This is a genomic window from Pedobacter sp. AW31-3R, from assembly GCF_052180285.1.
Lineage (GTDB): Bacteria > Bacteroidota > Bacteroidia > Sphingobacteriales > Sphingobacteriaceae > Pedobacter.
The window spans coordinates 3,658,845-3,676,652 of sequence record NZ_CP197475.1 but is presented as its reverse complement, the minus strand read 5'-3'; the positions used below and the strand labels follow the sequence as shown (position 1 = coordinate 3,676,652).

At 42.0% G+C, this 17,808-nt stretch carries 17 protein-coding genes; 12 read left to right on the top strand and 5 right to left on the bottom strand.

Annotation, left to right across the window (positions count from 1 at the left end; all coding sequences use genetic code 11):
- Nucleotides 1-93: 93 nt before the first annotated feature.
- Both ACSBL2_RS15200 and ACSBL2_RS15195 read right to left on the bottom strand, forming a co-directional pair.
- Nucleotides 94-477, bottom strand: a complete 384-nt coding sequence (locus ACSBL2_RS15200; RefSeq protein ID WP_442587389.1) for a DoxX family protein — start codon at nucleotides 475-477, stop codon at nucleotides 94-96.
- Nucleotides 478-602: 125 nt separating this feature from the next.
- Nucleotides 603-1,202: an acetate uptake transporter gene (locus ACSBL2_RS15195; protein ID WP_442587388.1), complete on the bottom strand. Its 600-nt coding sequence runs from the start codon at nucleotides 1,200-1,202 to the stop codon at nucleotides 603-605.
- Nucleotides 1,203-1,399: 197 nt separating this feature from the next.
- Between ACSBL2_RS15195 and ACSBL2_RS15190 the strand changes: the two genes are divergently transcribed.
- From ACSBL2_RS15190 to ACSBL2_RS15155, 8 genes are read left to right on the top strand one after another with little or no spacing between them, the layout of a single operon-like run.
- Nucleotides 1,400-2,455 (top strand): AAA family ATPase, encoded by a 1,056-nt coding sequence (locus tag ACSBL2_RS15190; protein WP_442587387.1) that lies wholly within the window; start codon nucleotides 1,400-1,402, stop codon nucleotides 2,453-2,455.
- A 17-nt stretch (nucleotides 2,456-2,472) separates the two neighbouring features.
- The gene (locus tag ACSBL2_RS15185; protein WP_442587386.1) at nucleotides 2,473-3,354 is read left to right on the top strand and encodes a DUF58 domain-containing protein; all 882 of its coding nucleotides are present in this window, start codon (nucleotides 2,473-2,475) and stop codon (nucleotides 3,352-3,354) included.
- A 24-nt stretch (nucleotides 3,355-3,378) separates the two neighbouring features.
- The gene (locus ACSBL2_RS15180) at nucleotides 3,379-4,359 is read left to right on the top strand and encodes a BatD family protein (protein ID WP_442587385.1); all 981 of its coding nucleotides are present in this window, start codon (nucleotides 3,379-3,381) and stop codon (nucleotides 4,357-4,359) included.
- Complete coding sequence (locus ACSBL2_RS15175) at nucleotides 4,352-5,350, top strand: vWA domain-containing protein (RefSeq protein ID WP_442587384.1); 999 nt, start codon at nucleotides 4,352-4,354, stop codon at nucleotides 5,348-5,350. Before ACSBL2_RS15180 ends, ACSBL2_RS15175 begins: the two co-directional genes overlap by 8 nt.
- 4 nt (nucleotides 5,351-5,354) lie before the next feature.
- Complete coding sequence (locus ACSBL2_RS15170) at nucleotides 5,355-6,431, top strand: vWA domain-containing protein (protein WP_442587383.1); 1,077 nt, start codon at nucleotides 5,355-5,357, stop codon at nucleotides 6,429-6,431.
- A gap of 24 nt (nucleotides 6,432-6,455) precedes the next feature.
- Entirely contained in the window at nucleotides 6,456-7,199 is a 744-nt protein-coding gene (locus tag ACSBL2_RS15165; protein ID WP_442587382.1) for a tetratricopeptide repeat protein, read from the top strand.
- Complete coding sequence (locus ACSBL2_RS15160) at nucleotides 7,168-9,018, top strand: BatD family protein (protein WP_442587381.1); 1,851 nt, start codon at nucleotides 7,168-7,170, stop codon at nucleotides 9,016-9,018. Before ACSBL2_RS15165 ends, ACSBL2_RS15160 begins: the two co-directional genes overlap by 32 nt.
- Nucleotides 9,005-9,778, top strand: a complete 774-nt coding sequence (locus ACSBL2_RS15155; RefSeq protein WP_442587380.1) for a tetratricopeptide repeat protein — start codon at nucleotides 9,005-9,007, stop codon at nucleotides 9,776-9,778. Before ACSBL2_RS15160 ends, ACSBL2_RS15155 begins: the two co-directional genes overlap by 14 nt.
- A 13-nt stretch (nucleotides 9,779-9,791) precedes the next feature.
- Here the strand turns inward: ACSBL2_RS15155 and ACSBL2_RS15150 are convergent, their stop codons facing one another.
- The gene (locus tag ACSBL2_RS15150) at nucleotides 9,792-10,397 is read right to left on the bottom strand and encodes a TetR/AcrR family transcriptional regulator (RefSeq protein WP_442587379.1); all 606 of its coding nucleotides are present in this window, start codon (nucleotides 10,395-10,397) and stop codon (nucleotides 9,792-9,794) included.
- A 133-nt stretch (nucleotides 10,398-10,530) separates the two neighbouring features.
- On the opposite strand from ACSBL2_RS15150, the gene ACSBL2_RS15145 reads away from it, so the two are divergent.
- Nucleotides 10,531-10,929 carry a hypothetical protein gene (locus ACSBL2_RS15145; RefSeq protein ID WP_442587378.1) on the top strand — a complete coding sequence of 133 codons (399 nt, stop codon included), beginning with the start codon at nucleotides 10,531-10,533 and terminating at the stop codon, nucleotides 10,927-10,929.
- A gap of 130 nt (nucleotides 10,930-11,059) precedes the next feature.
- Here the strand turns inward: ACSBL2_RS15145 and ACSBL2_RS15140 are convergent, their stop codons facing one another.
- Nucleotides 11,060-12,133: an aminotransferase class V-fold PLP-dependent enzyme gene (locus ACSBL2_RS15140; protein ID WP_442587377.1), complete on the bottom strand. Its 1,074-nt coding sequence runs from the start codon at nucleotides 12,131-12,133 to the stop codon at nucleotides 11,060-11,062.
- 145 nt (nucleotides 12,134-12,278) lie between these two features.
- Nucleotides 12,279-12,470, bottom strand: coding sequence for a cold-shock protein (locus tag ACSBL2_RS15135; RefSeq protein ID WP_442587376.1), 192 nt, complete (start codon nucleotides 12,468-12,470; stop codon nucleotides 12,279-12,281).
- 335 nt (nucleotides 12,471-12,805) lie between these two features.
- Between ACSBL2_RS15135 and ACSBL2_RS15130 the strand changes: the two genes are divergently transcribed.
- The 3 genes from ACSBL2_RS15130 (at nucleotide 12,806) to ACSBL2_RS15120 (ending at nucleotide 17,801) form a co-directional block, all read left to right on the top strand.
- Nucleotides 12,806-16,111 (top strand): glycoside hydrolase family 2 TIM barrel-domain containing protein, encoded by a 3,306-nt coding sequence (locus ACSBL2_RS15130; RefSeq protein ID WP_442587375.1) that lies wholly within the window; start codon nucleotides 12,806-12,808, stop codon nucleotides 16,109-16,111.
- Between the two features lie 104 nt (nucleotides 16,112-16,215).
- Nucleotides 16,216-16,959 carry a peptidase gene (locus ACSBL2_RS15125; RefSeq protein ID WP_442587374.1) on the top strand — a complete coding sequence of 248 codons (744 nt, stop codon included), beginning with the start codon at nucleotides 16,216-16,218 and terminating at the stop codon, nucleotides 16,957-16,959.
- Nucleotides 16,956-17,801, top strand: a complete 846-nt coding sequence (locus ACSBL2_RS15120) for a transglutaminase-like domain-containing protein (RefSeq protein WP_442587373.1) — start codon at nucleotides 16,956-16,958, stop codon at nucleotides 17,799-17,801. Before ACSBL2_RS15125 ends, ACSBL2_RS15120 begins: the two co-directional genes overlap by 4 nt.
- Nucleotides 17,802-17,808: the final 7 nt, after the last annotated feature.

Here is a 17,808-nt window from a genome sequence, read left to right as displayed (position 1 = left end):
TCAATATTTTCCTCTTTCATGTCTGGAGGTGGATCATCATTCCAGCATGATAGAGGATATATTACCTACCTGTTAAACCATAAAAGGGCTTAATCAGTATTTTTTGTCTGCCCAGAGCTGATGGAAAGTAGTGTAGGACAGCACCAGGAAAACAAAACAGACAATTGGGCTGTACCACATTCCACCTGCACCGTCTACCGCGAGGATAGCAATAAATGCAGAAATGAAATCTATTCCAAGACCTACATAGGCCCATTCTTTTAAGCGTTTTGGAAAAAAAGGAAGTATAAGGACTAGGCCACCAATAAATTTTGCAATACTCAGTTCCCAATGGAACCACAAGGGCAGGCCTAAGTGTGCCGTGCCTTTTAATGCCATCTCGCTTCCTGCAAAGAAGAAGCCAGGGATAATGAATAATGCCAGTATCCCTGTGCTTGTCCAGTAAATGATCCTGGTTTTTTTTGTTGTCGTACTCATGGTTGTTCAGGTTGGTTTAGATTTTTTCAAATGCTTCCTATCCTCAGCATATACGATAAAAATAATCCTTTGGTCCCACACCCATAAGGTGCAGAGCGACAAAAATTAGGGGGTAAATGAGACAATTATTTCTTCATTTGTCCGATTGGCCAGATTTCCCTGCCATAAATCTCATTCAGTACCTGTGCAATCCCGGTATAAATGGCAGAAGCACCGCAAATAATGCCTTCATAGCCCGCAAAATGTTTAATTGCCGTATTGCCAGTCGCATCACCCAATACCAATAAGAAGAAAAGCAGGGTCAATGAGCCAAATACAAATTGCAGGGCGCGGCTAAGTTTCAGGGTGCCAAAGAATAATAATAAAGTGAAAATTCCCCACATACTTAAATAGGCGATCATAGCGGAATTGGAGGCAGCTTCCGCCCAGCCTAATTTCGGCATCACCAGCAGTGCGACAAGAGAAAGCCAGAAAAAGCCATAGGAGGTAAAAGCCGTTAAGCCAAAGGTATTATTTTTCTTCGCTTCAATCACCCCGGCAATGACCTGGGCAATACCTCCATAAAATATACCCATGGCGAGGATCATGGAATTTTGCTCAAAGAATCCGGAATTGTGGATATTGAGGAGTACGGTAGTCATACCGAAGGCACAAAGGCCTAATGGAGCGGGATTAGCTGTTTCATTGGAAAGGACATGAACAGTTGCAGGCGTAGTAGGGATCATACAGTGAATTTGGTTTAAATGATAAAAAATGCAAAAGTATTTTTTGATAGGTATACAGAAAATGACTTACATCATATCCCGTTATCTATCAGCTTTGTTATATAAATTTAACATTTTTTAACAATTAACCTTTATATTTCTCTGGTAGGAAACAATTCTACTGTTTAAGTTTGCCTATCGATATAAATACATATTTAATGGAAGAATTGAAAAGTAACAATGAGCATCTTTCATCTGGCGTTACGACTGCTAATTCATCGTATTCAACGGATATAAGAGCTATAAATGAAATGATACAGCGTGAAAGCGCATTTGTTGATCTCCTGAAAATGGAGATGGACAAAGTAATTGTGGGCCAGAAGTATATGGTAGAACGACTCCTGGTCGGTTTGCTGGCAGATGGTCATATTCTTCTGGAAGGGGTACCTGGTCTGGCCAAAACCCTGGCGATCAATACACTTTCCAAAGCCATTCAGGCAGATTTCAGCCGTATTCAGTTTACACCGGACCTGTTACCCGCCGATGTACTGGGGACGATGATTTATAATCAGAAAAAAGAAGAATTTGTAGTGAGAAAGGGGCCGATCTTTTCCAATTTTGTACTTGCTGATGAGATCAACAGGGCCCCGGCAAAGGTACAGAGTGCTTTGCTGGAAGCGATGCAGGAGCGTCAGGTGACGATAGGGGATACAACCTATCCTTTGCCTAAACCCTTTTTGGTACTTGCCACACAAAATCCCATTGAACAGGAGGGAACCTATCCCTTACCTGAAGCGCAGGTGGATCGTTTTATGTTGAAAGTGGTACTTGGCTATCCGACCAAAGAAGATGAAAAACGAATTGTTCGTGCCAATATTTCTGCACAGGGGATGCTGAAACCAAATGCTGTTGTACATCCGGATGATATTGTCAGGGCAAGGCAAGTCGTTAAAGAGGTGTACATGGATGAGAAAATTGAGCAATATATTATTGATATAGTTTTCGCTACCCGTTTCCCGGAACAGTTTAAACTGGAGAATTACAAAAATCTGATTAGCTTTGGTGCATCACCAAGGGCAAGTATTAACCTGGCCCTGGCCGCTAAAGCATATGCTTTTATCAAACGCAGGGGCTATGTGATCCCTGAAGATGTCCGTGCCATCTGTCATGACGTATTGCGGCACCGTGTAGGACTTACCTATGAGGCAGAAGCAGAAAATATGACCAGTGAAGATATCATTACCGGCATTTTGAATGCAGTGGAAGTACCTTAATCTGTAATAACCTGAGGATGGCCAGAGACACGAAAGAGTTACTGAAAAAAGTAAGAAAGATTGAAATCAAGACAAAGGGATTAAGTAATCATTTGTTTTCGGGAGAGTATCACTCTGCTTTTAAAGGGCGGGGAATGGCTTTTAATGAGGTGCGGGAATACCAGGCGGGAGATGAAATCAGAACCATTGACTGGAATGTTACTGCCCGTTTTAACCACCCTTATGTTAAAGTCTTTGATGAGGAAAGGGAGCTGACGGTGATGATCCTGATGGATGTGAGTGGTTCAGAGAATTTTGGGACACAGAAACAACAAAAGCAGGATCTAGCTACGGAATTATGTGCTGTCCTCGCTTTTTCAGCCATACAGAATAATGATAAAGTTGGAGTGATATTTTTCAGTGACAAGATGGAAAAATTTATTCCCCCTAAAAAAGGGAAGAGCCATATCCTGATGATCATTAGGGAACTGATTGATTTTAAGCCTGAAAATAAGGGGACGAATGTGGGGGAAGCACTTCGCTATTTTACCAGTGCGATCAAGAAAAAATGTACGGCTTTTATCCTGTCCGATTTTATGAGTCCTGCTTTTGAAAATGAACTGAAGCTGGCCAATAAAAAACATGATGTGATTGCATTACGCCTGTATGATAAACATGAAGAGGAGTTTCCTGATCTTGGCCTGATTCCGATGAAGGATGAAGAATCCGGTGAGGTATCGTGGGTGAATACAGGAGATAAAAGGGTAAGGGAAGCTTTCAGGGTGGATGCACTTAAAAGGAATGCTTTGTTGAAGGAGGTGTTTACCAGGTCTGGTGTAGATTTCACGACTATCGGTACCCATGAATCTTACATTACACCTTTGAGAACATTATTTAAAAAGAGGGAGCGCAAGCGTTAAAAGCGAAGCGCGTTAAGAAAACATATGACAAAACACGTTGTAAAATATTTCCTGGTTTTAGTGATTTTATGCTGTTTTACCGGCCTTAAGGTCTGTGCCCAGGAAACAGAAGCAAGGGCTAAGCTGGATCAGTCTACCATCAGGATTGGTGACCAGACAAAGTTACACCTGAGTGTGGAGCAATCCCTGAAGGAACGGGTTGTTTTTCCAAAATTGACCGATACACTGACTTCCAAAATTCAGGTGATCAGTAGCAGTAAGCCGGATACGATCCGTGATCAGCGTGATCCTGACAGGATTACGGTTACTAAAAGTGTGCTGCTGACTTGTTTTGATGCCGGCGAATATACAATCCCGGCTTTCACTTTTGGGACAAGCAAAGGGGAACTGAAAACAGCAGAAACGCAGTTATCAGTGCAGTCTGTTAAAGTGGATACCACAAAAGCTATTTATGATATTAAACAGCCGCTGGCAGTATCCTATACTTTTATGGACTGGCTTCGCGATAACTGGCAGGGGGTAGTGTTGACCTTGGTGGTGATTGCTGCCATTGCGGGCCTGGTTTGGTACCTGAAAAAAAGGAAACAGCGTAAGCCTGAAATGAACATTGTCACACCGGTTATACCGGTGCATACCATTGCATTAAATAAACTAATGGCGCTGCGCGATAAAAAACTATGGCAGCAGGATGAAGTGAAACTGTATTACATTGAACTGAGTGATGTGATGCGCGAATATCTTGAAAAAAGATATGGGGTTAAAACCTATGAAAAAACTACAGAGGAGATTTTTGAGGGCTTATCCCATAAGGAACTGACAGCAGAACAGAAGGCCTTGCTTCATCAGGTCTTGCTCACAGCAGATCTTGTGAAGTTTGCCAAGGAGAAACCCTCAGCTTTAGAAAATGAAGAGCATATGGAGCGCGCTATAGCATTTGTTCATAAAACACAGCAGGAACCAAAGGTAAAAGATACAGAAGGAGGCTATCGGAGTGAACATGCTTAAAGATATTGAATTTGCAAATCCGGGATTTTTCTGGCTGCTGCTGCTGATTCCCGGGATGATTGCCTGGTATGTATGGAAGGCACAACAATTGCACGGAAGTTTCAGTGTTTCTGCAGTCAGGGGATTCTCCCTGCCAAAGAAGGCGGTAATTCCCCGGTTACGGCATGCGGGTATTGTGTTGAGGACGCTGGCCTTATTGCTGCTGATTGTCGCATTGGCCCGTCCGCAGTCGGCTTTGAGCTGGCAAAATTCTACGACAGAAGGAATTGATATTGTCATTGCTTCAGATATTTCGGGCAGTATGCTTGCGGAAGATTTTAAACCTAACCGCCTGGAGGCAGGGAAAGAAATTGCGATCAATTTTATTAAAGATCGTCCGGATGACCGGATAGGACTGGTTATTTTTAGTGGGGAGGCCTTTACGCAGTGTCCGCTGACGATAGACCACGATGTGTTGATTAACCTGTTCAAGGACATTAAAAATGGAATGGTGAACGATGGTACATCGATTGGGATGGGGCTGGCCACTGCTGTAAACCGGTTGAAGGACAGTGAAGCAAAAAGTAAAGTCATCATTCTGTTGACTGACGGATCCAATAACGGCGGTTCCATTCCTCCGGTGACGGCGGCTGAGATTGCCAAAAAGTTTAATATACGGGTATATACTGTGGGGGTAGGGACCAATGGTTATGCACCTTATCCGGTGAAGACCCCCTTCGGTACCCAATATCAAAAGGTGAAAGTAGATATTGACGAAGGAACACTGAATAAAATTGCTGCGGCTACCGGTGGCAAATACTTCAGGGCAACCAATAATGAAAAGCTGAAACAGATTTATGAACAGATTGATAAACTGGAAAAAGCGAAAATCGATGTTACCCAATACCATAAAAAAACAGAATGTTTTTTGCCATTTGCCCTGATTGCTTTATTCCTTTTATTAACAGAGTTTATACTTAAAAATACATTGCTTAAAGGAGCTATAACTTAAATACATGTTACGTTTTGCCTATATAGAAATTCTTTGGGGTCTGGCCGCTATTCCGGTCTTTATCCTTCTTTTTTTAGGGGTTCGCCGCTGGAAAAAGAAAGCTATTGCCGCTTTAGGTGATAAAGGGGTGGTACATGCCATGATGCCTGAGGTTTCATTCTCAAGACCGGTAATTAAGTTTATCCTCTTTATGGTTGCCTATACCTTTCTGATTATTGGTCTGGCAGATCCGCGGATTGGATCAAGGTTGGAGGAAGTGAAGAAGAAGAGCGCTGATTTAATGATCATGCTGGATGTATCGAATAGTATGCGTGCGCAGGATGTTGTACCCAGTCGGCTGGAGAGTGCCAAAAGGGCCATTTCGCAGTTGATTGAGAATTTGCACAATGACAGGATAGGGATCATTGTCTTTGCAGGTGAAGCCTATGTTCAGCTGCCGATGACAACGGATTATTCTGCCGCCAAACTTTTTTTGAGTACGATTAATCCGGAGATGGTGCCTACGCAGGGTACAGCCATTGGTGCTGCTATTGACCTGGGGATGCGTTCCTTTGATTTCAAGAATGGTACGGGGAAAGCCATGATTATCATAACCGATGGGGAAAACCATGAGGATGATGCTGTTGCTGCTGCCAAAGCGGCAGCGGATAAGGAAGTGACTGTAAATGTGATTGGAATGGGGTCTGTTGAAGGTGCGCCGATACCTTTGTACCAGAATGGCAGGGAGGCTGGTTTTCATACCGACAGTCTGGGGAAACCTGTAGTGAGTAAGTTAAACGAAACCATGTGTAAGGAAGTTGCCGCAGGGGGTAAGGGGGCTTATGTTAGGGCAACCAATGCCAATAGCGGGTTGGCTATCGTGATCGACCAGATCAGCAAGGTGCAGCGGAAGACACTGGATACTAAAGATTTCAAGGATTTTGAAGACCGTTTTCAATTTTTCCTCGGCTTTGCCTTTTTATTGCTGATGATTGAATTTTTTATTTCCGACCGTAAAAATTTAAGGTTAAGCAAAGTGAATATTTTTGAAGTGAAATCACCGGATGTCTATCCTGTGCAGAAAACCCAGCGCTCGTTATAGTTGAATAGAAATTAATTGAAAAAGATGAAGCAGTTAGTGATGGTCATATTGTTTTTCCTGCAGGTTCCATTGGTTTGGGCGCAGCAGGGAAAGCGTTATATAAAAAAAGGGAACGAGCTGTACCAGCAACAGAAGTTTAAGGAAGCTGAAGAAAGTTACCGTAAATCTTTTGGCAGGAAAGACCAGCCGCTTGAAGGTAATTTTAATTTAGGTGATGCCTTGTACAAACAGAAAAAATTCCCTGAGGCAGCACAGAAATTTAAACAAATAGCTGAATCTGCTAAAGGAAACAAGACCGTGGCTTCACAGGCCTACCATAATCTGGGGAACTCCTATCTGGAAAATCAAAAACTGGAAGAAGGAATTGAAGCCTATAAAAAGGCATTGATCAATAATCCGAATGATGACGCTACGAGATATAACCTGGCTTATGCGCAGGAAAAGCTTAAAAAACAGCAGCAACAGGATAAACAGAACAAAGATAAGAACGACAAGAATAAAGATCAGCAAAATAAAGATAAACAGCAGAATAAGGATAAGAACGACAATAAGGATAAGAATAAAGACGACAAGGATAAGGATAAACAGAATAAGGGAGATGATAAGAAAGACGATAAAGGGGGAGAAAAACCTCAGCCCGATAAGCTGTCGAAAGAGGATGCACAGCGCATGCTTGATGCCCTGAACAATAATGAAAAACAGACGCAGGATAAGTTAAAAAATAAGAAGTTTAAAGGTGGAAAAGGACGTACCACAAAAGATTGGTAAACTGGTAGTGTTAAAAGAAATGAAGATCAGGTATTATATTATTGCGTGTTTGCTGTTGTGCGCGAATTTGGCGTTTGCGCAGGTAAAGCTTACTGCTTCTGCCAGCAGGACACAGGTAGGAACGGGGGAAACATTTGAAGTCAGTTTTTCACTGAATGGTAATGGGAGTCGTTTTGCGGCACCTGACTTTAGTGACTTTCAGGTGCTTTCCGGGCCGAATGTTTCTTCCAGTTACTCTTCTGTTAATGGCCGGACTTCTGTGAGCAATACCTATAGTTATTACCTGACTACGGTAAAAGAAGGAACGTACACCATCGGTCCTGCTTCAATTACAGTGGATGACAAACGCCTGAGTACGGCTCCTATTACTATTAAAGTAGTGAAAGGCCAGCTTCAGCAACATAATAATCAGCCACAGCAGGCACCAGAGAACAATGTTTCAGCGGCGGACCTGGCGAAATCTATTTTTATTAAAACAGCAGTAGACAAGACAAACGTATACCAGGGAGAACAGATCACGGTCAGTTTCAAACTATATACCCGTGTAGGTATCGTTGACAGTCGCCTGGATAAAATGCCCGACCTGAATGGTTTTTGGAGTGAGGATATTAAAAATCCTTCCCAGCAGGCACAATGGACTACGGAAACTTATAAAGGCCTGAAATATAATGTTGCGGAGGTGAAAAAAACGATCCTCTTCGCGGAGCATTCGGGAAATATAAAAATTGATCCTTTTGAAATGACTTTTATTGTCAGGCTGCAGGCTCCCTCTTCGGGTGACCTCATTGATCAGTTTTTTGGAGGATCCTATAAAGATGTGAATTACAATGTCAAAAGTCTTCCTGTGGTCATCCGCGTTAAACCGTTGCCGGAAGCGGGAAAACCTGCAAGTTTCACGGGGGCAGTAGGTAAATTCAACGTGAATGCCTCGGTAGACAGATCTGTACTGAAATCTAATGAGTCCCTGAATTATAAGGTTACCGTTTCGGGTTCAGGAAACCTCAAACTCTTACAGACGCTGAATGCTGAATTTCCTCCTGATATAGAAAAATATGATCCTACCATCAAAGATACGGTAACACAAACAGCTTATGGGCTTTCGGGCAGTAAGGTTTACAACTATCTGCTTATTCCGAGGCATCAGGGGGAGTTTGTGATTGATCCCGTAGAGTTTTCATATTTTAATCCGGCTACGGGAAAATATGCCATGCTGTCGACTAAACCATTCACCATTAAAGTGGAAAAAGGTATTGCAGAGCGCAATGTTACTGCCTTTTCTTCGGCGGAGAAACAGGATGTGAAAGTATTGGATAATGATATCAGATATATCAAGACTGGGGATGCTGGTTTGAGTGATGGCAATGGTTTCTTCGGTTCTGCAGGACATATCCTGATGCTTCTTGTCGGCCCGCTGGCCTGTGTTGCTGCATTTATCTACCGAAACCGAAATCGGAGGAATAACAGTGATGTCGTAAAAGTGAAGAGCAGGCAAGCCGGAAAAGTTGCAGCCAAACATCTGGCAAATGCCGAGACGCAGCTGAAAGCGCAAAAGCGGAGTGAATTTTATGAGGCTATATTTAAAGGGCTGTACGGATACCTGGGAGATAAACTTAACCTTCTGGCGGCAGACTTAAATAAAGAAACCATCGTGGCGGCCCTGCAATTACGGCAGCTGAATGAACAGTTGATCGGTGAGTTGATAGAAACGCTTGATTTATGTGAAATGGCGCGTTATGCTCCGGTTACACAGTTGTCTGAGCAGGAAGTACTGGAAAAAGCAAAACGTATTATCAATACTATTGAAAATGAAATTAAATAAGCTAATAAGGGCAGCATTATTATGGCTATGCATGGGGATTCCAGGCTTGACTTTTGCTAAGAGCCAGGCTGATGCATTATTTGAAAAGGGTAATAGTTTTTATGCAAAAGCCCAGTATAAGGCCGCATTGGATACGTATCAAAAAATTTTAGATGAAGGATATAGCTCTGCTCCGGTTTACTTTAATATGGGGAATGCGAGTTATAAATTAGAAGATCTCCCTTCGGCAATACTCTATTATGAGAAAGCACATAAATTTCTTCCGGGAGATGCCGATATTAATTTTAATATCAGGTTTGCCAATTCAAAGACAGTTGATAAAATAGAGCAGGTACCTGATTTTTTTATTAATGTATGGTTGAAATCGCTGATCTTACGATTTTCTGCCCAAACACTTGCCGTGTTCAGCCTGCTGTTTATTTTGCTGGGCTCTGGACTCCTCATTGTTTATTTTTTCTCTGCTTTGCCGCTGTTGAAGAAGTCAGCCTTTTTTACGGCAGTGACCCTATTCTTTTTAGGACTTTTCTGTATTTTTATGGGGAACCGGCAATTGAGTTATTTTGAGGACAATCAACAGGGAATTATTTTTGCCAGTACGGTAACGGTTAAAAGTGAACCGGGGGAGAAGGCACGTGCATTATTCGTGGTCCATGAAGGCACAAAAGTAAATATTCTGGAAAAGAAAGATAGCTGGATAAAAGTTGGCTTGGCAAATGGGAATGAGGGCTGGATGAATCTGAATGAACTGAAAGAGATATAGACGTTTAAGTTGCTTAAGTTAATTTGATCTGTTTGAGGAGTATTTCAACGGTCATCATTACCTTTCCCATTTCATTGTGGTCTCCGGTGACCCGGGCAATCATCATTCCGCCTTCAATAAGGGCAATGATGGATATGGCCAGTGCTGAATCATCTTCTTGTTTTTTAAACTCTCCTGCCTCAACACCAGCTTGTATCAGTTGTTGCATATTTTTTTTCCAGGTCAGGATGGCTTTTGCTGCACGGTCTTTCAACAATTCATGTGTATCATCAGCTTCTGTTGAGGTATTTAAAATGGGGCAACCTCCCTCAGGAAAGTTATTGGCGAGCAACTGATCGTATACTTTAGTGTAGACGGTCAATTTATCATAATAAGTTTCCGCATTCAGCATCTGTTGCCGGATGACCTGGTTCACATTGCCATAATTGTAATCAAATGCTGCGAGGGCCACTTCCTCTTTATTTTCGAAGTTACCGTAAATACTGCCTTTTGTGAGTCCGGTCGCCAGGGTAAGATCGGTAAGGGATGTACCTGCATATCCCTTTTTGTTAAAAATAGCAGCGGTCTTTTCGATAATAAAATTGCGTGTGCGCTCAGCTTTCCGGGATGGCTTTTCCATGGCGTAAATATACCAAAAGGTATTTGCCTGTTTTTGTGTTTTGCAGGATAAATTGCAATTGTTTTGTGATTATTGGGAGAACCAAATCTGAATTTGGCTGTTATGAATATATAACCTATAAAAACATAATGCTATGGAAAATACAAATGAAATTTACAGACATGATGAAGATTTAGAGGTAATTAACCCGATTGAAACGATAGAAGGCCATGATACTTCTAGAGATAAATCTGATATCATTGGAGGTCCTGCTGCAGATGATCTGGAACATATCCCATTGAATAATGGAGCTACTGGCTACGCTGATGTGGATGATTTGATCAGTAATATTGATGATCCGGATGATCCGGAAGATGAAGAGGATTTTGATGATGATCTTGACGAGGATGATTTTGATGAAGATGATTTTGAAGATGATCCGGATTTAACACCGGGTGAGGATGATACCGATCTGCTTGATGAAGACCTGGATACGTATAACAGTGATCTGGATTTTGATGAGGAGGAAGATGACGATGACGAGCTGATTTAACAGGGAATTAGCTGATATAAGTATAATTAGGTTGTTTATCCACCGTCTTATAAAGCGTGATTATAGTTGTGCCTGAGGGGCAGGTAAGAAACTGATACGATTTATAAGACGGTTTTTAGAGAAATAGCATTTATTTGTCGATAAAGTACAGTAGTTTTTCCAGGTCTTCCTGGGTATTATAGAAGTGAAAAGATATACGTATACCTTTGCCCCGCGGGATGCAGATCACCTTATTTTCCAATAGGTTGTTGTATGCCTTATCCGGTATGTTCAGGTTAAAAATAGAAGAATGCCGGGAAGCCATTTTAATATCAGGTTCCAGTAAGCCGCGTTCAGCGAATGCTGTTTTTGCCTGCTGACTGATTTTTCGGATATTTTCTTCAATAACGGCCATGCCGATTTTCTGCAGATCATTTATGGAATGATAAAGGCTGCCAAAAGCAAAAGTATCCTGATGTCCAGGTTCAAAATAGAAGGATAAGATCTCTTTATCTTTTAGAAAAGACTCTTTAGGAAAAGATTTTTTATGGGCCTGGGGATATAACAGGGTTGCAGCCTGGTCTTTTAACAAACAAAATCCATTGCCATATCCAGCCAGCATCCATTTATATCCGCTGGCGATTAAAACATCCAGTCCGGATTGCTCAAAGTTAAAACTCTCCGTTCCGCAATATTGCGTTCCATCGGCAACCAGAAGTACATCGGGGAACATTCCTTTGAGTTTTTTAATAAATTCCAGACTGAGTTTCCTTCCAGTTGTATATTGCACCAGGCTAAAAGCAAATACAGAAGGCTGGAATTGATTGATTTTTTCTATGATCCTTTCTTCCAGGTATTGGTTAACAGGCAGATATGCTGTGCTGAATCCGTGGCTCTCTACAGCATAATTTACAGAAGGATAATCTTCCTGCAACAATAAAAAGCGGCTTGATGCGGGTAAGCCGGAAAGAAAAGTGTTAAAGCCAAAGGAGAAATTTGGGGTCAGGAAAGTATGCCGGATGCCTGCACCAAAAAATCCTGAGACTGTAGCTCTTACTTCCTGAAGGAAATCGGCCTGGTTATTCCGGAAAGCTGAACCGGTTGTATAAAATTCGAGATCGTGGTGGTTACGCCATTCCAGTAATGATTTTGATAAAATTCCGGATGAGGCCGTATTTAGATAGGAACAGGAGGTTAAAATAGGGAACTGTGCGGTGAAATCCATATAGTATTCAAACGTTAGTGCTGACTGGGGAAAAACACCTGAAAGATAATTCTTTCCCTGTCATTGACCAAATGCAAATATAGGATATAAAAAAAGCATCCACCTGTTGAGATGGATGCTTTTAACGATTTATAAAATGAGTTTATTAGCTGATTTTAACATTGATCGCGTTCAGGCCTTTTTTGCCCTGCTCGACATCGTAGCTTACTGAATCATTCTCACGAATGTTGTCTAATAAGCCTGAAGAATGAACAAAGATTTCGCTATCACCATTTGCTGGTATGATAAATCCAAAACCTTTTGTCTCATTGAAGAATTTTACTGTTCCTTGTTGCATTGTATTATTTATTAAATATGATACGAAGGTACAATTAATTATCTGAAAATCATTTATTTATTTGTGTTGCTGGAGGTGTTGAGTAGGATATGTGGCTTGTAACTAGCCAGGGCGCGGTTTATGGGCCTAAATAAAATTTTTAAGGCTGGAATAAATCTAAGCGGTTTTCCGGGTAGCAGGGGGGCAGGTCATTTGCTTACCTGCTGTTTTGGGGATTTAGCAATATATCATTGTATTTAGGAAAAATAATATAATTATGGCTTCCGCAAACCATTTATTTTTACCATCCAACGAAATGATTTTGGGCCATTGTGCCCACCTGTAAATAGCAACAAATGAAACTATCAAATAGCTGTGCGCTCCTTAAAGGGTCGCTTATCCTTCTTTTCATCTTCTTAAATTCAATTTCTTACGCACAACTGGTTGATAAAACACCAACGGCCATTCCCCATGCCCCGGTAATCTATAACAGGGAGCCATGGGAGGATCCTTTGGTCAGTGGTATAAACCGCGATGCTTCCCGGGCTACTGCTTATTCCTTTGAAAATGTTGCTGATGCCCTGCGTGGCGACAGGACCAAAACATCCAGGATGATCTCGCTTAATGGAGATTGGGATTTTTCTTTTGCTGCTAACCCTTCGGCTGCCCCTAAGGATTTTTATAAAGGCAGGGTATCCGGATGGAAAAAGATTGAGGTACCTTCCAATTGGGAAATGAAAGGATATGATAAACCTATATATAAAAGTGCAGTCTATCCATTTCGTCCGGTAAATCCGCCCCATGTGCCGCAGGATTATAATGGTACAGGTAGCTACCAGCGTACATTTAACCTGCCTGAAAACTGGAAGGACATGAATGTTACCCTCCATTTCGGAGGGGTGAGTTCAGGATTTAAGGTATGGCTGAACGGACAGTTTCTGGGATATGCTGAAGATAGTTTCCTGTCTTCAGAGTTTAATATAACGCCATACCTGAAGGCGGGGGAGAATATCATATCTGTTCAGGTGATCCGATGGACGGACGGCAGTTTCCTTGAAGATCAGGACCATTGGCGGTTGAGTGGTATCCATAGGGAGGTGATGCTGCTGGCAGAACCTAAGCTGAGGATTGCCGATTTTCACTGGCAGGCCAAATTGGATAAGGACTATAGGGATGCGGTATTGAGTATACGTCCAAGGATTGAAAACCTAACTGGAAAAGAAGTATTGGGATATCAGGTTAAAGCCTTCTTATTCGATAAAAATGGGAAGAAGGTACAGACGGAACCCATGGAAAGAAAGGCAGAAAGTATCATTAATGAGATTTATCCCAGACTGGATAATGTGAAGTTCGGATTGCTGGAAACCAAACTGGTAAATCCTGATAAATGGAGTGACGAGGTACCGGATTTATATACATTGCTGATTGCTCTGGAAGACAGCACCGGAAATGTGCTTGAAGTGAAGAGTTGTAAGGTGGGATTCAGAAGTATAGCATTCTCTACAACAACTGGTAAATTACTGATCAATGGAAAGGAAACTTACCTCTATGGCGTAAACCGTCCGGATCATGATCCGGTTAAAGGAAAAGCACTTTCCCGGGAAGATATCCGGAGGGATGTACAAATGATCAAGCAGTTTAATTTCAACTGTATCCGTGCCAGTCACTATCCGATGGATCCTTACCTTTATGATTTGTGTGATGCATATGGTATTCTGGTGATTGATGAGGCTAACCTTGAAACACATGGATTAGGTGGTAAATTAAGTAACGACCCGCTATGGACAGCTGCCTATCTGGAGAGAAGCAGCAGGATGGTGATGCGGGATAAAAATCACCCCAGTATCATCATGTGGAGTCTGGGTAATGAGTCTGGCCGCGGACCAAACCATGCGGCGATGGCGGCCTGGATCCATGATTTTGATATCAGCCGCCCGGTACATTATGAGCCGGCAATGGGTGATCCGAGACTAGAGGGGTATATGGATCCTTCAAACCCATTGTATTTAAAGCCCAATGACCATTCACACCGTACACAAAATCCGCAGGATGCTTCCTACGTTGATTTGGTGAGCCGGATGTACCCTGGTATTTTTACACCGAAATTATTGGCGGAGCAGGATAACGGCGATAAGCGTCCGATTTTCTTTGTGGAATATGCACACGCCATGGGTAATTCCGTAGGGAATATGAAAGATTTCTGGGATGTTTTCCGTTCTACACCACGAATAATAGGGGGGTGTATCTGGGAATATAAGGATCAGGGGATTTTGCAGAAAGACAGTGCCGGGGTAGCGTACTATGCGTATGGGGGGGATTTTGGAGAAAAATACTTCGATAATTTCACCATCAAAGGAGTTGTTGCTTCTGATGGAAGACCGAAAGCAGCCATGTATGAATGTAAACGGGTGTATCAGGGAGCTGTAGTGGAACTGACTGATCCTTCCAAAGGACTATTGAAAGTAACCAACCGCTATGCGGTAAGCAATCTGAACAGGTACACCGCCACCTTGCTGATCCGTAAAGATGGTAAATTGATCTTCAACAAAATACTGGCACCATTGAACCTAAAGGCTGGAAAAGATACCGTAATCAATATTTCCCGTTTGCTGCTGAAAATGGATGAGGGATCAGAATATCTTGGGGAAGTTCATTTCAGCCTGCCTAAGGCAGTTCAATGGGCTCCTGCCGGACATGAGGTTGCAGGAAGTCAGTTTGCCCTGAATACAATGGCTAAAGTGAAGGTCGCCGTGCGGAAATATCCTGAAGTAAATTCTACAGAAAATAACAAATATTATGTTTTCAGTGGTAAAGATTTCGAGCTTCGTTTCAGTAAAAGTGATGGTGCGCTGAGTTCCTATCTATGGAAAGGCAAAGAACAGGTGGTCAAACCGCTCCTTCCGCATTTTTCACGTCCTTTAACTGATAATGATAAAAGGGGATGGAAAACACAAAAGAAATTGAAGCCCTGGTATGCACCTGATCTGAAACTAAAGGATATTCAGCTGGAACGTATAGATAAAGGACTGATTAGTCTGAAAAGTACCTATACGTTAATTCATGACAGTGCAAAGGTAGTGCTGAAATATACTTTAAATGGAGAAGGGGTCCTAAAAGTGGATTATTCACTTCAGGCCGAGCCGGGATTGCCTAACCTGCCAAAGGTAGGGATGCAGGGAGGAATTAACCGTCAATATGATACCATTTCCTGGTATGGTAAGGGATTGCTGGAAAATTACATCGACAGGAATTATGGTTTTGATGCTGCCATTTATACGCAGTCTTTAGCTGACTTTATGGAACCCTATGCTGTTCCGCAGGAGAATGGAAACCGTACGGATGTGAGATGGATGTCTTTTTCCGATGGTAAGGAGGGGGTCGCTGTTGTGGCCGACAGCTTATTAAGTATGAGTGTATGGCCGTATACGGAAGAGAATATAGAAGCAGCTAAACATACCAATAAACTGAAGGATGCTGGGTATCTGACCCTGAATATTGACCTGATTCAAATGGGCGTTGGCGGCAATGATAGCTGGAGCAATGAAGCTGCACCATTGGCGAAATACCAGCTGCAGGCTAAAGACTACCACTATAGTTTTTATTTTTTACCGGTCACTTCAAAAGAAAATATAAGTGAAAAAGTGAAAATTATCAAATTTTAAGCCTAGAAGATGGATAAATAATAACATAAACAGGCTGAAAATATAAAATTCGATTCTTTGTTGATCGCTGATTGGTATATTTGAATTTTATTAAAACTCCTATTATGACATATTGTTTAGCAATAAAGGTTAAAGAGGGCCTCGTAGCAATAGCTGATACTAGGATTACATCAGGGTCAGATACTACTGAAAAGAAGAAGGTTTATATTCAGCAAAGTGATCAATACTCACTGTTTATCATGACGAGCGGATTGCGTTCTGTACGTGATAAGGCTGTACTGTATTTCAGGGAACTGATAGATGAAGGTGTTGAACACAACAAATTATATAAAGCTGTAAATGCATTTGGTGCGCAGATCAAACGGGTAGCCAAAGAAGACAAAGAGGCGCTTGACCAATCCGGATTGAAGTTCAACCTGCATACCATTATTGGCGGACAGTTGAAGGATGATGAAGAACACAAGCTGTTCCTTTTGTATCCTGAAGGGAACTGGGTGGAGCTGGGTGAGGGAGCCCCATTTGTGGTGATCGGTAATTCGGGACATGGAAAGGCGATACTGAACAGAACACTAACGAGTGAATCAAGTATGCAGCTGGCACTGAAAACCGGATTTCTTTCTTTTGACTCGACGCGTGTGAGTGCGAATGATGTAGATTTTCCAATTGATGTGGTGCTTTACCATAACAATAGTTTTGATATGATTGAGCAGCGCTATGGTAAAAAAGACCTTGAAAGTATTTCTGAACAATGGGCAGATGAGTTGAAAACCGCATTGGAAAGAATACCTGAGGAATGGATGGACTTAGCTTTTAATAAAAAACCGGGACCTAAAGAAAAGGAAATATGAAATTTGAGGTGTCAGCCAAATTGGCCTACGAAACATGGATTCCATCTACATTGATTTTAAATATTGAACCTTTTCAATCCTCCGGCCAGCAGGTGCTAAAGGAAGAATTCAGCTCTTCGAATGAGGTGAAAATTAACAATGCCTATTCTATTACACCGGGTGAGAAAAGAATAAAGGTCATTGAAATTCCTGATGCCGGGAAGATCTCCTTTCTATATAAAGCGGAGGTGGAAAATAAATTTGATATCATTCCTACAGAAAAATTATATGATGTACCCATTACTCAGATGCCATTTTCGGTATTGTCTTACCTTCATCCGAGCCGGTATTGTCAATCGGACAAACTGTATAAGTTTGCTTTCAATAAATTCGGTAAGATTGATCATGCCTATGAAAAAGTGATGGCAATCTGCGACTGGATTTACAGCAATGTTGAATATGCCGGGGGCTACACTACGGCGCAGACTTCCGCAAATGATACCATTACGGAGCAGGTTGGTGTTTGCCGTGATTTTGCACATCTTGGGATTGCGCTTTGCCGTGCGATGACTATTCCTGCAAGGTATTTCACCGGATATGCCTACCAATTAAAACCACAGGATTTTCATGCTTGTTTTGAAGTGTATCTTGGTGGCAGATGGGTGATCATGGACGCAACAAAATTGGTTCCTTTGACCGGGTTGATCAAAATAGCTACAGGTATTGATGCTACTGATACGGCATTGGCCAGTATTTTCGGAAATATTCAGTTCAGGAGTATGGAGGTTGGGGTCACCTTATTGGGGAATGAATTTCAGGATGTTCAGCAAGGACAGGAGCTCCAGGCCTATAGTTATGTATGACAAATTG

Bases quoted from the DNA above. Each gene is read 5' to 3' on its own strand.
- ACSBL2_RS15145 (WP_442587378.1), top strand. From the start codon at position 10,531: ATGGAAAATACAAATGAAATTTACAGACATGATGAAGATTTAGAGGTA.
- ACSBL2_RS15195 (WP_442587388.1), bottom strand. From the start codon at position 1,202: ATGATCCCTACTACGCCTGCAACTGTTCATGTCCTTTCCAATGAAACA.
- ACSBL2_RS15170 (WP_442587383.1), top strand. From the start codon at position 5,355: ATGTTACGTTTTGCCTATATAGAAATTCTTTGGGGTCTGGCCGCTATT.
- ACSBL2_RS15180 (WP_442587385.1), top strand. From the start codon at position 3,379: ATGACAAAACACGTTGTAAAATATTTCCTGGTTTTAGTGATTTTATGC.
- ACSBL2_RS15150 (WP_442587379.1), bottom strand. From the start codon at position 10,397: ATGGAAAAGCCATCCCGGAAAGCTGAGCGCACACGCAATTTTATTATC.
- ACSBL2_RS15140 (WP_442587377.1), bottom strand. From the start codon at position 12,133: ATGGATTTCACCGCACAGTTCCCTATTTTAACCTCCTGTTCCTATCTA.
- ACSBL2_RS15120 (WP_442587373.1), top strand. From the start codon at position 16,956: ATGAAATTTGAGGTGTCAGCCAAATTGGCCTACGAAACATGGATTCCA.
- ACSBL2_RS15185 (WP_442587386.1), top strand. From the start codon at position 2,473: ATGGCCAGAGACACGAAAGAGTTACTGAAAAAAGTAAGAAAGATTGAA.
- ACSBL2_RS15135 (WP_442587376.1), bottom strand. From the start codon at position 12,470: ATGCAACAAGGAACAGTAAAATTCTTCAATGAGACAAAAGGTTTTGGA.
- ACSBL2_RS15155 (WP_442587380.1), top strand. From the start codon at position 9,005: ATGAAATTAAATAAGCTAATAAGGGCAGCATTATTATGGCTATGCATG.
- ACSBL2_RS15125 (WP_442587374.1), top strand. From the start codon at position 16,216: ATGACATATTGTTTAGCAATAAAGGTTAAAGAGGGCCTCGTAGCAATA.
- ACSBL2_RS15190 (WP_442587387.1), top strand. From the start codon at position 1,400: ATGGAAGAATTGAAAAGTAACAATGAGCATCTTTCATCTGGCGTTACG.
- ACSBL2_RS15165 (WP_442587382.1), top strand. From the start codon at position 6,456: ATGAAGCAGTTAGTGATGGTCATATTGTTTTTCCTGCAGGTTCCATTG.
- ACSBL2_RS15175 (WP_442587384.1), top strand. From the start codon at position 4,352: ATGCTTAAAGATATTGAATTTGCAAATCCGGGATTTTTCTGGCTGCTG.
- ACSBL2_RS15200 (WP_442587389.1), bottom strand. From the start codon at position 477: ATGAGTACGACAACAAAAAAAACCAGGATCATTTACTGGACAAGCACA.
- ACSBL2_RS15130 (WP_442587375.1), top strand. From the start codon at position 12,806: ATGAAACTATCAAATAGCTGTGCGCTCCTTAAAGGGTCGCTTATCCTT.